General features: G+C 64.5%; 11 protein-coding genes, 1 tRNA gene and 1 pseudogene. 9 read left to right on the top strand and 4 right to left on the bottom strand.

What is annotated here, in order from left to right; all coding sequences use genetic code 11:
- Positions 1 to 1,162 (top strand): translation elongation factor 4 (lepA, locus tag ACREE8_RS10655; protein ID WP_431572969.1); only part of this gene is annotated, 1,162 nt, incomplete at its 5' end.
- Between the two features lie 35 nt (positions 1,163 to 1,197).
- Here the strand turns inward: lepA and ACREE8_RS10650 are convergent.
- Positions 1,198 to 1,506, bottom strand: a complete 309-nt coding sequence (locus ACREE8_RS10650) for a hypothetical protein (RefSeq protein WP_431572968.1) — start codon at positions 1,504 to 1,506, stop codon at positions 1,198 to 1,200.
- A gap of 232 nt (positions 1,507 to 1,738) precedes the next feature.
- On the opposite strand from ACREE8_RS10650, the gene ACREE8_RS10645 reads away from it, so the two are divergent.
- On the top strand, positions 1,739 to 2,158 hold the full coding sequence (locus ACREE8_RS10645) for a winged helix-turn-helix transcriptional regulator (protein ID WP_431572967.1): 420 nt from the start codon (positions 1,739 to 1,741) through the stop codon (positions 2,156 to 2,158).
- Positions 2,159 to 2,337: 179 nt separating this feature from the next.
- Positions 2,338 to 2,427 (top strand) — tRNA-Ser (locus tag ACREE8_RS10640).
- A gap of 44 nt (positions 2,428 to 2,471) precedes the next feature.
- Here the strand turns inward: ACREE8_RS10640 and ACREE8_RS10635 are convergent.
- Positions 2,472 to 2,996 (bottom strand): annotated as a pseudogene (locus ACREE8_RS10635) (DUF1993 domain-containing protein).
- 534 nt (positions 2,997 to 3,530) lie between these two features.
- Between ACREE8_RS10635 and ACREE8_RS10630 the strand changes: the two are divergent.
- Entirely contained in the window at positions 3,531 to 9,053 is a 5,523-nt protein-coding gene (locus ACREE8_RS10630) for a trifunctional serine/threonine-protein kinase/ATP-binding protein/sensor histidine kinase (protein WP_431572966.1), read from the top strand.
- Positions 9,054 to 9,104: 51 nt separating this feature from the next.
- Here the strand turns inward: ACREE8_RS10630 and ACREE8_RS10625 are convergent, their stop codons facing one another.
- Together ACREE8_RS10625 and ACREE8_RS10620 are read right to left on the bottom strand one after the other, a co-directional pair.
- A complete protein-coding gene (locus ACREE8_RS10625; protein WP_431572965.1) occupies positions 9,105 to 9,482 on the bottom strand; it encodes a response regulator transcription factor in 378 nt (125 codons plus the stop codon).
- A gap of 115 nt (positions 9,483 to 9,597) precedes the next feature.
- Positions 9,598 to 10,248: a response regulator transcription factor gene (locus ACREE8_RS10620; protein WP_431572964.1), complete on the bottom strand. Its 651-nt coding sequence runs from the start codon at positions 10,246 to 10,248 to the stop codon at positions 9,598 to 9,600.
- Between the two features lie 413 nt (positions 10,249 to 10,661).
- Between ACREE8_RS10620 and ACREE8_RS10615 the strand changes: the two genes are divergently transcribed.
- The 5 genes from ACREE8_RS10615 (at position 10,662) to ACREE8_RS10595 (ending at position 13,998) form a co-directional block, all read left to right on the top strand.
- Positions 10,662 to 10,916, top strand: coding sequence for a hypothetical protein (locus ACREE8_RS10615; protein ID WP_431572963.1), 255 nt, complete (start codon positions 10,662 to 10,664; stop codon positions 10,914 to 10,916).
- A gap of 46 nt (positions 10,917 to 10,962) precedes the next feature.
- The gene (locus tag ACREE8_RS10610; RefSeq protein WP_431572962.1) at positions 10,963 to 11,517 is read left to right on the top strand and encodes an AAA family ATPase; all 555 of its coding nucleotides are present in this window, start codon (positions 10,963 to 10,965) and stop codon (positions 11,515 to 11,517) included.
- A 414-nt stretch (positions 11,518 to 11,931) separates the two neighbouring features.
- Positions 11,932 to 12,453 carry a MarR family winged helix-turn-helix transcriptional regulator gene (locus ACREE8_RS10605; RefSeq protein ID WP_431572961.1) on the top strand — a complete coding sequence of 174 codons (522 nt, stop codon included), beginning with the start codon at positions 11,932 to 11,934 and terminating at the stop codon, positions 12,451 to 12,453.
- Entirely contained in the window at positions 12,431 to 12,811 is a 381-nt protein-coding gene (locus tag ACREE8_RS10600) for a response regulator (protein WP_431572960.1), read from the top strand. Before ACREE8_RS10605 ends, ACREE8_RS10600 begins: the two co-directional genes overlap by 23 nt.
- Before the next feature lie 377 nt (positions 12,812 to 13,188).
- Positions 13,189 to 13,998, top strand: a complete 810-nt coding sequence (locus ACREE8_RS10595) for a carbonic anhydrase (protein ID WP_431572959.1) — start codon at positions 13,189 to 13,191, stop codon at positions 13,996 to 13,998.
- The last annotated feature ends 19 nt before the right edge of the window (positions 13,999 to 14,017 follow it).

Raw genomic sequence — 14,017 nt, 5'->3', positions numbered from 1 at the left:
GGTCAAGGACGGCGTGCTCAAGGCCGGCGTCAAGGTGCGCATGATGTCGACCGGCGCCGCCCATGTGATCGAGCGCGTCGGTGTCTTCACGCCCAAGGGCGTCGCGGTGCCGGAACTGGGGCCGGGCGAGGTCGGCTTCATCATCGCCGGCATCAAGGAAGTGGCCGACTGCCGCATCGGCGATACCATCACCGACGACCGGAGGCCGGCACCGGAGCCGCTGCCGGGCTTCAAGCCCTCGGTGCCGGTGGTGTTCTGCGGTCTCTTCCCGATCGATGCCGCGGAATATCCGAACCTGCGCGACAGCCTCGCGAAGCTGCGGCTCAACGATGCGAGCTTCCAGTTCGAGCCGGAAACCTCGGCGGCACTGGGCTTCGGCTTCCGCTGCGGGTTCCTGGGCCTGCTGCATCTGGAGATCATCCAGGAGCGGCTCGAGCGCGAGTTCAATCTCGACCTCATCACCACCGCGCCCTCGGTCGTCTATCGCGTCTATATGACGAATGGCGAGATGAAGGAGCTTCATAACCCGGCCGACATGCCGGAGGTGACGCGCATCGAGAAGATCGAGGAGCCCTGGATCAAGGCAACGATCCTGGTGCCGGACGAATATCTCGGGCCGATCCTCAAGCTCTGCGAGGACCGCCGCGGCGAGCAGATCGATCTCACCTATGCCGGCAACCGCGCCATGCTGGTCTATCGCCTGCCGCTCAACGAGGTGGTGTTCGATTTCTACGACCGCCTCAAGTCGGTCTCGCGCGGCTATGCCTCGTTCGATTATCAGGTCGACAGCTATCGCGAAGGCGAGCTGGTGAAGCTCTCGATCCTGGTGAATGGCGAGCCGGTCGATGCGCTCGCCTGCATCGTGCATAAGGGCCATTCCGAGCAGCGCGGCCGCGCGCTCTGCTCCCGCCTCAAGGAGCTGATCCCGAGGCAGCTCTTCAAGATCGCGATCCAGGCGGCGATCGGCGCCAAGGTCATCGCGCGCGAGACGGTCAGCGCGCTGCGCAAGGACGTGACGGCGAAGTGCTATGGCGGCGACATCAGCCGCAAGCGCAAGCTTCTCGACAAGCAGAAAGAGGGCAAGAAGAAGATGCGCCAATATGGCAGCGTCGAGATCCCTCAGTCGGCTTTCCTCGCCGCGCTCAAGATGGGCGACGACTGACGTCGGTGGTGACCTAAGCGAGAAGCCGGGCGCCGCTAGCTCCACCAGCGCCGGCGCTTCACCGATCGCCGCCCGGCCAGCGACAGCAGCAAACCGGGCACGCCGAACACAACCCAGACGGGCCAGCCCAAGAGAACGCCGGCGCCGCGACCGAGCAGCGGCCAGAGCGCCTCGAGCTGCGCCTGCAGCCCGTCGCGGCTGGGCTCATGGAGCCAACCCCAGGCCTGGCCGAGCGAGACCGTGTCCCAATGGCCGCCTTTCAGCAGCAGCACCAGGTCATGGCCCAGGAAGGCGGCGGCGACCGCCAGCAGGACCCAGCCCAGAACTCGCAGCGATCTTGCCATGACAACTGTCGGTCTTTTACCGGCCTCAACGACGCCCGACCTTAACGGCTTGGGCCGGCTCGGGAAACCGGCCGAAAGGGGAGGGGCGAGCATCAAGTGAGGTTGCTGGTGATAACAATAGCGTGACTTGCCAAAAGATACCGGCATGGTACCGGTAACGTAACGAAGTCACCGCTCCGGCCCTGATCCGGGCTCAAGGAGCGGGGCAGGAACCGAGACAGGAGCTTTCGTGATGGCGCGTACGGCGGCAGTGACTGAATGCCCGATGGATTGGGTCCTCCGAATCCTGATGGGCCCTTGGACCACCTACATCCTTTGGGTGTTGTTGCGTTCGGGGCCGAGCCGCTTCGGCGAGATCAAGCGCCAGGTGCCCGGCATCTCCGCCAAGGTCCTGACCGAGCGGCTGCGCATGCTGGAAAGCACCGGCATCGTCGACCGTCGTTATGAGGCAACCATCCCGCCGCGTGTGACCTACAGCCTGACCCAGCGCGGCGAGGAATTGCGCCTGGTGCTCAGCCAGCTGAACGAGCTGGCGCGCCAGTGGCGCGCCGCCGACGGCAAGGCCGTTCCGGCCAAGGAAGACGAGGTGCGTCTGCCGCCGCAGCCAGCGAGCGGCAACGCGCCGATGCATGCGGCCGAGCCGGCGGAGTGACGATCGGATCGGCATCGCCAGCTTGGCCGTTCGGGGGCCGTTCGGGCCGCCGAGAATCCTTGAGAACCAGGGTTTGAAGAGAGGCGGACCGAGGGTTGCGTCGGCCCGGGAGCCTGGGCTAGGGTCCCCGCCGCTTCGCGACCGGCCGCTCTCGGGCTGACCCGTCGCCGATAAGCGCTGGAGGGGTGGCCGAGTGGTTTAAGGCACACGCTTGGAAAGCGTGCATAGGGTAAAACCTATCGCGGGTTCGAATCCCGCCTCCTCCGCCATTCGCCGCCGTGCGCCGCCTTTGCCTCCTCAAGAGCCGCAGCCGCTACGCCGGCCGAGTGCGCAACCGGCCCTCATAGTCGCGCTTGCCGAGCGGCACGCCCCGCGAGCGCAGGATGTCGTAGGCGGTGACGGCGTGGAAATGGAGGTTGGGCAGCGAAAACGAGAGGATGAGGGTCTCCGACGTGAAGGCGAGCCTCCGCGGGCCGATCTGAAGGTCCAGTGCCCTGCCCGCCCAGCTGTTGACCTCGTCGGGGATAAACGCTTCCAGCGCCGTTTCCGCCTTCCCGATCATAGCCTGGAGGTCGGCGAAGGGGACCGGACCGACCAGGGCGGGCGGAGCGAACACGCCGGTCTTCGCGGCCTCCAACCCCCACACCGAATGGTGTCACGCCGCTTCGATCTGAAATTGGAGGGGCGCCATGTCATCGAAGAGGCGCGCGTCCACGAACTCGTCGGGGTCAGTGCCCGTCTCCGCGCAATGAATGACCGCACGGTCGAGGAAGCCTCCGACGGCCCTAACGGTTTGCAAGAAGGTCGGCACGCTGAGGTCGTAAAAGGGTGTCGTCATCGGCTTTCCCTTGCTTGAGCCGCCGTTAGTACCCGGCGAACCGCGCGCTGAAAGCATCAATACCCATGCCGTCGTCGATCCAGCAATATTCTTTCAGCGAACTCGGGCGAGTGCTTCTTCTGTCGCTTCAAACCCATCCAATGCGTCGCCGTCCGCTTAGCAAACTCGCCAGGAATCCTATCGTAGCGCTACAGCGCAGGTATAGTGCTCATCATCATCGGGCGTGGTCCGCCACCCTACGCCTTCGGCTTCGGGTGGCAGGCCACGAAGTGGACTGCTGTGCGGAGGCGATTTTAGGCGTGGGAGTGTCTCCCGAAGCTCCACTTGGAGCGTAAGAGATGGCTGCTACCAGCCCTTTCCGCAAAGATGGGGTGCCCCGCCGCACATTACCGTTTGCGCGCCCGTCGCCAGCGGAGGCGCAGAGACAGTGACCTCCCTTTTGGGCAAGATGAGCGGCGACTGTCTCGCGACGGAGCCCGGCGATTGAGCCCAATCTCTCTACTGAGCGCCCATGGAGGGAACCCGCTCCAGCTGTTGGGGGAGGATGGCGAGCGGGTCTTCTGCAGAGCTTGGCGCGCGACGGAGAACGGTGACGGCACCACCATACTTGCCGTGGTTCCCGCCTCGGAGCATCCGACTCCGAACTTCCTCGATCGCCTTACGCACGAATGTGAGCTCAAGGACGAGCTCGACGGCGCGTGGGCCGTGCGACCGGTCGAGATTGTCCGAGAACGCGGCCGGATCATGCTGCTGCTCGAGGACTCCGGTGGCGAGCCGCTCGATCGGCTGCTCGGCGCGCCCATGGACGTGGCACGCGTCCTTCGCCTCGCGATCGGTATCGCCTTGGCCCTCGGCAAGCTTCACCAGCGCGGGCTCGTTCACAAGGACATCAAGCCGGCAAACATCCTGGTGAACTGCACGGACGGACAGGTGCGGCTCACCGGGTTCGGCCTCGCCTCGCGCCGGCCCCGCGAGCGGCAGGCGCCCGACTCGCCCGAATCGATTGCCGGAACGCTCGCCTACATGGCGCCCGAACAGACCGGACGGATGAATCGCTCGATCGATTCCCGCAGCGATCTCTACTCGTTCGGTGCCACGCTCTACCAGATGCTCACCGGCTCGCTGCCGTTCAGCGCGTCCGAACCCATGGAATGGGTGCACTGCCATATTGCGCGAAAGCCGCAGGCGCCTGGCGCGCGGGTGGAGAACATCCCGTCCCCGGTTTCTCAGATCATCATGAAGCTGCTCGCCAAGACGGCCGAGGAGCGGTATCAGACCGCCATCGGCGTCGAGAAGGATCTTCGGCACTGTCTTGCCGAATGGGAGCGTCAGGGGCGCATCGCCCCCTTCACTCTCGGCGAACAGGACGCGCCCGACCGGCTGCTGATCCCGGAGAAGCTCTATGGCAGAGCGCGCGAGGTCGAGACCTTGCTCGCCGCCTTCGATCGTGTCGTCGACAACGCCGCGCCGGAGCTGGTGCTGGTCTCCGGATATTCCGGTATCGGCAAGTCCTCGGTGGTCTCCGAGCTGCACCGCGTGCTTGTGCCATCGCGCGGTCTCTTTGCCGCTGGCAAATTCGATCAATACAAGCGCGGCATTCCTTATGCGACGCTCGCGCAGGCGTTTCAGAGCCTGATCCGTCAATTGCTCAGCAGAAGCGACGCGGAGCTGGCCGGCTGGCGGGAAGCGCTGGCGGAAGCCCTGGGTCCGAACGGCCAGTTGATGATCAACCTGATCCCGGAGCTCGCTCTCATCATCGGCGAGCAGGGACCGCTGCCCGACCTCTCGCCGCAGGATGCGCAAAGCCGCTTCCAGATGGTGTTCCGGCGGTTTCTCGGTGTTTTCGCGCGACCGGAGCATCCGCTCGTACTCTTTCTCGACGACCTCCAGTGGCTCGACGCGGCAACGCTCGAGTTGGTCGCCGATCTGCTGGTCCATCCCGACGTCAAGCATCTCCTGTTGGCCGGGGCCTATCGCGACAACGAGGTCGGCCCGGCTCACCCCCTGATGGATGTGCTGGCGACGGTGCGCGAAGCGGGAAGGCAGATCCACCCCATCGGGCTCGGCTCGCTTTCGCTCGAGCATGTCGAAGAACTGATTGCCGATGCCTTGCGGGCAGAGCGGGACCGTGTGCGCCCGCTGGCCGGGATGGTCTTCGAACGGACGGGCGGCAATCCGTTCTTCGTGATCCACTTCCTCACGGAGCTCGTCGCCGAAGGGCTGCTCGCCTTCGATACGGGCAAGGCGGGCTGGGCCTGGGACCTGCCGCGGATCCACGCCAAGGGGTTCACCGACAACGTCGCCGATCTGATGGCCTCGAAGCTGGACCGCCTTCCGCAGGCCACCCAAGAGGCGCTGAAACGGATGGCCTGCCTTGGCAGCGTCACACGCGCGGCGACGCTCGCGATGGTCCAGGAGGGGACCGAGGCCGAGATCCATTCGGCGCTCGAGGCCGCCGTCCATGCCGATCTCGTCTCGCGCCAGGACGGCAGCTACCGATTCCTGCATGACCGCATCCACGAGGCCGCCTACGCGCGCATCCCGGAAGCCGAGCGAGCGTCCACCCATCTTCTCGTGGGCCGGTTGCTCGCGGCGCGAACCGCGCCCGAACAGCTCGAAGGCAGCATCTTCGAGATCGTCGACCAGCTCGTTCGCGGCGCCGAGCTGATCCATTCGCCGGAAGAACGCCAACAGGTTGCGGCGCTCAATCTCATGGCCGGCAAGCGCGCCAAGCTGGGCACGGCCTATGGCTCGGCGCTGCGGTATCTGTCGACCGGCCGGGCCCTGTTGCCGGCGGATGCGTGGGACCGATGTTATCGGTTGACCTTCGATCTCGAGCTGAATCTGGCCGAATGCGAGTTTCTCACCGGTGACTTCGAGTCGGCGGAGAAGCGCTTCGCCTCCCTGTTGACCCGCGCGCTCGACAATATCGACCTGGCCGCGGCGACCCGGCTGCTCCTCGATTTGTGCGTGACGATGGGGGACATGGACCGGGCCATTCATGTCGGCCTGGAATATCTCCGGCTGGTCGATCCGGAATGGCCCCTGGCTGTAACCCTCGACGGCGCGCACCGGGAATATCACCGCCTCTCGGAGAGGCTCGGCCAGCTGTCGGTCGGGAGACTGCTCGACCTGCCCTTGATGACCGACCCGGCCCAACGCGCCACAATGGACGTCCTCACGGCGCTTTCATCGCCGACGCTCTTCGCTGGCGAGGCCCTGCGTCAGCTCGTTATCTGCCGTATGGCGGCAATCTGTCTCGAGCATGGGAACAGCGATGGCGCGCCCCTCGCCTACGTCTTGCTCGGCAGCATCCAAGGCATGTTCTTCGGCGACTACCAGGGGGGCTTGAGGCTCGCAAGGATCGGCCTCGACCTGGTCAAGAGGCCGGGGTTCGAACGCTTCCGAGCACGCGTCTATTCGGTGTTCGGTGTGCATGTCTCGAACTGGACGCAGCCCCTCGATGTCGCCCGGACCTACCTTCGTCGCGCGTTCGATGCGGCACAGGAGAGCGGGGACGTTTCCTTTGCCGCGTTCAGCTGCATCGACATGATCACAAACCTGCTCGCCGCCGGCGGCCCCTTGAGGGAGGTGGAGCGGGAAGCGGAGAAGAATCGCGTGATCGTCAAAGGGCTCGGATTCAACATCGTCCGAAGGGGCATCGCCGAGCAGCTTGCCGTCATTCGGATGCTGCGGGGGCAAGTGCCGATCGGCCGATCCTTCAGCGAGGCGGTTCTCGATGCGGATCGGTATGAGGATCTGGATACGGGCGATCGCAGGGGAGGTCGCGCCGGGAACCCCTCCGGCAGCCCCGACCTGAGGCATCGTTACGCCTACGCGATCGCCGCGATCCGCGAGCTGCAGGCGCGCACCTTCATGCGAGACTTTGCCGGGGGGATCGCGGCCGTTGAGCGGAATCCGCCGCTCTGGACCGTGCCGACCCAGTTCGAGCGCGCCGACTATCAGTTCTTCGAGGCGCTCAGCCGTGCTGCACTCTGCGACTCGACGGCCGGTGACGAACGGCGCACGCATCTCGACGCCGCGGCCGGGCATCATGAGTGGCTCATGTCCTGGGCTCGGCATTGTCCCGAGAATTTTGAGAGCCGCGCCGCGCTGGTGGGTGCCGAGATCGCTCGCCTCGAAGGCCGGGAGCTGGATGCCGAACGGCTCTACGAGCAGGCCATCCGGTCGGCGCGCGAGCAAGGCTTCGTTCAGAACGAAGGACTGGCTTACGAATTGGCGGCCCGCTTCTATGCGGTGCGCGGCTTTGAACAGATCGCGCAGCTCTATCTGCGAAACGCCCGGCGCTGTTACCTGAGTTGGGATGCCGACGGGAAGGTGCGACAACTCGATCAGCTCTATCCGCAGCTGAAGGAGGAGGAGCGGGTGCCCGGGCTGACGAGCACGATCGGGGCCCCTGTCGAACACCTTGACCTCGCGACCGTGATCAAGGTGTCGCAAGCCGTCTCGGGCGAGATCATCCTGGACAGGCTGCTCGACACGCTCATGCGCACCGCCATCGAACAGGCGGGTGCCGAGCGAGGTCTGTTGATTGTTACGTCAGGGACCGAGCAACGGATCGCCGTGGAAGCCACGACCAACGCAGACACGGTCACCGTGCGGCTGCGTGACGACGCGGTGACCGCGGCCCCGCTGCCGGCGTCGGTTCTTCACTATGTCCTGCGCACGAAGGACAGCGTGGTTCTCGAAGACGCCGCGGCCCAGGAGCCGTTCTCGGCGGATCCGTATGTCCGTGAACGCCAGGCCCATTCGATTCTCTGCCTGCCGCTGCTCAACCAGGCCAAGCTCATCGGCGTGCTCTACCTCGAGAACAACCTCACGCCCCGCGTCTTCTCGCCGGCCCGGCTCCCGGTCCTGAAGCTGCTGGCATCGCAGGCGGCGATCTCGCTGGAGAATACGCGTTTGTACCGGGATCTCGCGGAACGGGAGGCGAAGATCCGGCGCCTGGTCGACGCCAACATCATCGGGATATTCCTCTGGGGTCACGAAGGCCGGATCATCGAGGCCAATGACGCATTCCTCCACATCGTGGGCTACGACCGCAACGATCTGGCCGCAGGCCGAATCAGTTGGATGGATCTGACTCCCTTGGAATGGCAAGACGGCGATGCGCGGTCGATGCGAGAGCACAAGATGACGGGGCGCCTGCAGCCGCTCGAAAGAGAGTATGTCCGGAAGGATGGCGGTCGCGTACCCGTATTGCTCGGCGCCGCGACCTTCGAGGAAAATGGCGATCAAGGCGTCGCTTTCGTGCTCGATCTGACCGAACGCAAGCGGGCGGAAGCCGAAGCCCGCGAGAGCGAACGGCGCTACCGCGAGGTGCAGACGCAGCTCGCCCACGCCAACCGCGTCGCAACCATGGGCCAGATGACGGCCTCGATCGCCCATGAGGTCAATCAGCCGATCGCCGCCGCGGTTACTAACGCCCAGGCCGCTCTGCGCTGGCTGGGAAGGGACCCACCCGATTTGCGGCAGGTCCAACAGGCGCTCGAGAGGATTGCGAAGAACGGCAAGCAGGCCGGTGACGTCATCCATGGGTTGCGGGCCCTCTTCAAAAAAGCGCCGCCGGCTCCGGAGAGCCTGGATATCAACGAGGTGCTCGACGAGATTATTCTGCTCACCCGCAGCGAAGCGATGAAGAACGGTGTCTCGGTGCGGACGCAGTTCGCGGGAGACTTGCCGGCGGTTCAGGGGACCCAGGTCCAGCTGCAACAGGTCATCCTCAACCTGATCGTCAACGCCATCGAGGCGATGAGCGAGGTCGACGAAGGCGTCCGCGACCTGCAAATCAGCACGGAAAGGGATGCGTCGGACGGCGTGCTCGTGACCGTGCAGGATTCCGGTCTGGGCCTGGCGCCGGCTGCTCTCGATCGTGTCTTCGAAGCGTTCTACACGACCAAGCCGGCTGGACTGGGGCTGGGGCTGTCGATCTGCCGCTCGATCATCGAGGCGCATGGCGGACGATTATGGGCGAATGCCGCCTCGGCCCGGGGCGCCGTTTTCCAGTTCACCCTGCCGTCAGGAGAGGGATCGTGAATGTCCTTTGAGGCGGACGGCCGGCCCCGGCGGTAGGCCGCAGGCTCCTCACTATTCACTCGTCCTTTGAAGGACGCCCATGAGGCAGTCGGCCAGGCTCTGTGCATCGAAAGGCTTGGTCAGCATTCCGGCAGCTCCCTTTGCCAGGGCCCGGCTCCGGGATCGCTCGTCCGGATAGGCGGTGATGAAGACGATCGGGACTTGGCGTCCCTGGGCCAAGAGGGCGTCCTGAAGATCCAGCCCGCTCATTCCGGGCATCTTCACATCGGTGATCAGACAGGCTGTCCTTCCCACAACACCGGACGCCAGAAAGGCCTCGGCGGACGCGAATGCGCGTGCCGTGAATCTCAAAGACCTGACAAGGCTTTCCAGCGCGATTCGAACATCCTCATCGTCGTCAACAATCGCGACCAACGGAACCTTTGACAAACTACCTGTCCTTGCTGGGCCTGCTCCGGCGCAGCCCGGCATCACATGCCGGCTGCAGCGCCGTAGGGTGGGCTCCAACGGGGAATCGGGCTATCATACTGAAGTTTAATCCTGGTCACGGCTTTTGCGGCCCGAGTGCCAGCGATTCTGCCATCCTGACGAGATCCGCCAGGGACCGAGCCCCCATTTTCCGCATCGCACTGCCCCGATGAATCTTGACCGTAATCTCTTGCAGGCCCAGCTTTGCCGCCACCTGTTTGTTCATGAGACCCGCCGTGACGAGGGTCATGACCTCCCGCTCACGCACGGTCAGTGTGGCGAAGAGCGTCCGAAGCTCCGCCTCGACACCCTCGCTATTCCGTCTCTCGCGGTCGCGCCGCAGCGCCAGCGTGATGGCGTCCAGCATGTCCTGATCGCGAAAGGGCTTGGTCAGGAAATCGATCGCCCCCGCCTTCATGGCCTTCACCGACATGGGAATATCGCCATGACCGGTCATGAAAATGATGGGAATGCGGATGTGCGCCTTCGCCAGGCGGTCCTGGAATTCCAGGCCGCTCAGTCCCGGCATTCTGATGTCGAGCACAAGGCAGCTGGGCAGGTTGGGATGCTCGCTTTGGAAAAACTCCGCGGCCGAGTGGAAAATTCTTACCTCCAGGCCGACGGACTCCAGCAGACCCCGCAGCGCGTCGCACATGGCCCTGTCATCGTCGACGACGACAACCAATGAATCCGACGCGGCCCCGGCCGATGGCGTCTCACGCTTCATCCTTCACCCGCCACGAGGGGCTCGCGAGGACGATTGGAGGCATCGACCATTGCCTGAATGCTGTCGACGATGAGATTGATGACCACCGGCTGCAACTCGACGCGAATTGTTGGAATAGGATAATTTACTGCGCTAAGCAGGCTGCCGACACCGGAATTAGTCTGGGCTCCCGGTATTTTCCCACTTCGGCAGGGATCCTCCTACCGGAGACGAGTTCGCCCCTGACTGCCTTGAAACGCCAGAGGACATGGCGGTGATGGTGCGCGCGGTCGAACCGGTGCGGGAGATTCACGTGCAACCCGCATTCTCCGGGTACAGTGGCGATGAAATCGGCTTCGTTCCGAAGATTCCCGGCCCTTGCGAAGCGGGGCGAAAATGGGAGTATTCTTCGCCTTCATTCATCCGGAGTCCCCATGCGCCCCTTCCTGCTTCTGCCCCTGATCCTGCTGGCCCTTGCCACGACCGGTTGCTCCGGTCCGACCGTCACGGAGTCCTCGACCGACGGCGTCGTGGTCCGCGAGCTGGCGGTCGCCGATAATTTCCCGGTGCTCCAGGCCCAGGCCGATGCCGAGTGCGACAAGCACAGCAAGATCGCGCATTTCGTCCGCTATGCCGACGAGACGCTGCTGGGGCCGCGCAACGCCTATTTCGATTGCGTCTCGCCCTGACCGCGGATCCGCGGCCGCGGGCGAGGATGCGCCAGGCGGCGCATCGATGCTGATCGTCCTTGGTGGGCTGCCGGGGACGGGCAAGACGACGATCGCGCGCGAGGTTGCCGGGCGGTGCCGCGCCACTTATCTGCGCATCGATTCGATCGAGCAGGCCGTTCGATCCGCCGAGGTCCTTGCAGGCGATATCGGTTCGGCCGGTTACCTGACGGCCTATGCGCTGGCCGGAACGAACCTCGAGCTGGGGCAGATCGTGGTGGCGGATTGCGTGAACCCCCTGGGCGTCACCCGCGCGGCCTGGCGGACGGTCGCCGCGGACGCCGCTTCGCCGCTGATCGAGATCGAGGTCGTCTGTTCCGACGCGCGCGAGCATCGCCGGCGCGTGGAAAGCAGGACCGTCGATGTGCCGGGTCTGATTCTCCCGAGCTGGGCGTCAATTCAGGCGCATGACTATGAGCCCTGGATGGGGTCGCGGCTGGTGATCGATACGGTGCTCTTGAATCCGAGCGAAGCGGCTTCGAAGGTTTGTGCGGAGATCGATGCGCGGCGATCTGCATGGCTGGCGGGACATTTGGCGATATCGACGACAGGTCGGCTCTAAGCTTCACTCGGGGCGCGCCGGAGCGGAAATGGCTGATAATGCTTCCGAAGCGCACCGCGGGATGCAACGCCAGATGCCTCTTGCGTAACGTCGGCATCACTGGGCGGCTGACGCCGACCGTACGATCGCCGTAGGGCACCGGACCCGCATTGCCGCCATCTTTCGGAACCGCAGCAAGGCACGTATTATCATCTTTCGGCGTAGGCGGGTTACCAAACTGCCATGTAACCCGAATGAGTGAACATGGTAAGTAAACCGGCTGTGTGGTGTCGGTTACCGCGTTGGCCGTTCTGTGCCCGGAACAAGCATTGCCCTCAAGACGCATCTTCAAAACCAGCTTATGAACACTGCAACAGATGGCGGGGCTCCAGCTCCATCGCTGGCCTCCCTGCTCGGGCTTGATGGACGCTGCCGATGAAGGCGTCGGGGCCGAAGCGCGCCGGTCACGACAGGAAGCTCCGCGCGATCGCGGAACTGCTCGATCACACGATGCGAATGATCTACAGCCAGTGCTTCGTCGAGGGGCTGAATCCGGCACAATGGAGCGCGCTGCGCTATCTCGACCGCGCCAATGCGAGTTCCCATACGCTCACGAATTTTGCGCGGGTTCATTGCGTCAGCAAGGCGGCGGCCTCGGATACGATTGCCGCGCTCGCCCGCAAGAAGCTGGTCGTGAAGAAGAAGGATCCGCATGACGGGCGGGTCACGCGAATCGATCTCACGGATAAGGGGCGGAAACTCCTGGGTTCGGATCCGCTCAATCTTCTCATCGAGGCATTGACGAAGCTTCTTCCTCAGCAGCAGGAGGTGGCGGCCGAGGTCGCAGCGATCGCGGCGCGCGGCGTGTACGCCACCATCGCCGACCGATCGCCGACGCAGTCCCCATCCGACAACCGCAGCCGAGACAGGCGCCATGGCTCGAATTCTGCTCGTTGAAGACAACCGCGAATTCAGATCGATGCTGCGCAACCTTCTTCGGGCGGCCGGTCACGAGGTCACCGAAGCCGAGAATGGCCGGGTCGCCATCGCCTGCTTGCGCAGCGCCAGCCATGATCTCCTCGTGACGGATGTTTTGCTGCCGGAGGCGGACGGTACGGAAGTCATCAAGGTGGCCGCGGCACTCCATGAGGACATACCCATCATCGCCATGTCCGGCGGCGGTCGGGAATTGCCGGCCGTTGTGGCGTTGGCGCTGACCGAGGCCATGGGCGCGCATCGGGCGCTTTTCAAACCCTTCCGCGATACCGAATTGCTGGCTGCTGTCGACGACTTGCTGCCGGATAAGCGCCTGTAACGGCCGGGTTTTTCGCCCCCCGATAAGCGTCGAGCGCGGCCGCAGTCCAGCTTCTGTCGGCCCCCCGATCTCCGAACAATATCGGCTGCCGCGCTTGACCGGCGGCGGCATCCTGCGGCCGTTCCGGGGCGGGGATAGCCGAACGGTTATCGCCAATTTTAAGAAAGTCGTTAGGACTCCTACCTATATCTCGAAACAACATCGTCGTGCCTGTGGTCCCGCCGCATCCCCGCGCATGTCCGCCAACGCCGCAAAGTCGCTTTTGCGGGTTGCCTGCCAGGAGGGATCACAGGCCGGTCACGGAGACCCCGATCGATGACGACGTCCGTCATCGATCGGCGGTCGCCCGTGACCGACCAACAGAGGAGGAGTCTATCGTGACTGTCCCCATCTCGCGCCGCCGCGTCATTCAACAGCTCGCCATCGGCAGCGTCGCCTGTCCGACCTGCCTGTCGCTCCTCGCCGGTCGCGACGCGCAGGCGGAGTCGGCGACGACCCCCTCCCATGGCGGAGCGGCGCATTGGACCTACGAAGGCGAGGCCGGTCCGCAGAACTGGGGCGAGCTCTCGGCCGACTTCCGCGTCTGCGAGCTCGGCTTCGAACAGACCCCGATCGACCTCAGGAACGCCGTCAGCGCTCAGCTTGCCGGTGTCGAACCCGACTTCCAGAGCATGCCGCTGACGATCGTCAACAACGGGCACACCATTCAGGTCAATTGCAGCCCAGGTTCCCGGACCCGGATCGACGGCCGCTCGTTCGAGCTGCTGCAATTCCATTTCCATCATCCGAGCGAGCATCTTCTCGCGGGCCGCGCTTTCGAGCTGGAGCTGCATTTCGTCCATCGCTCCGACGCCGGCCAGTTGGCCGTGCTCGGCGTCTTCATCCAGCTGGGTGCCGAGAATGCCGCGCTCGAGCCCATCTGGGCCGGAATGCCGACGGAAGCCGGTCCGGTCCAGGAGATCGGCACGCCGATCCGTCCCGCGGCGCTGCTGCCGACGGACCGGGGTTTCTTCCGCTATCAGGGCTCGCTGACCACGCCGCCCTGCTCGGAAGGCGTGCTCTGGACCATGTTCAAGCAGCCGATCGAGGCGTCCGAAGCCCAGATCCGCAAATTCGCAGGCCTCTTCCCGGTCAATGCACGGCCCGTTCAGGGCGTGAATCGCCGCTTCCTGCTGCAATCCCTTTAAAGCCCCCTCCCGGGCAACG

It is taken from the genome of Hypericibacter sp. (genome assembly GCF_050729195.1).
Taxonomy (GTDB): domain Bacteria; phylum Pseudomonadota; class Alphaproteobacteria; order Dongiales; family Dongiaceae; genus Hypericibacter.
The sequence above is the reverse complement of the archived record's forward strand: the minus strand, read 5'-3'. Positions and strand labels throughout refer to the sequence as shown.

Excerpts from the sequence above, each read along its gene's own strand:
- ACREE8_RS10650 (WP_431572968.1), bottom strand. The coding sequence starts at position 1,506 with ATGGCAAGATCGCTGCGAGTTCTGGGCTGGGTCCTGCTGGCGGTCGCC.
- ACREE8_RS10645 (WP_431572967.1), top strand. The coding sequence starts at position 1,739 with ATGGCGCGTACGGCGGCAGTGACTGAATGCCCGATGGATTGGGTCCTC.
- ACREE8_RS10620 (WP_431572964.1), bottom strand. The coding sequence starts at position 10,248 with ATGAAGCGTGAGACGCCATCGGCCGGGGCCGCGTCGGATTCATTGGTT.
- ACREE8_RS10615 (WP_431572963.1), top strand. The coding sequence starts at position 10,662 with ATGCGCCCCTTCCTGCTTCTGCCCCTGATCCTGCTGGCCCTTGCCACG.
- ACREE8_RS10610 (WP_431572962.1), top strand. The coding sequence starts at position 10,963 with ATGCTGATCGTCCTTGGTGGGCTGCCGGGGACGGGCAAGACGACGATC.
- ACREE8_RS10605 (WP_431572961.1), top strand. The coding sequence starts at position 11,932 with ATGAAGGCGTCGGGGCCGAAGCGCGCCGGTCACGACAGGAAGCTCCGC.
- ACREE8_RS10600 (WP_431572960.1), top strand. The coding sequence starts at position 12,431 with ATGGCTCGAATTCTGCTCGTTGAAGACAACCGCGAATTCAGATCGATG.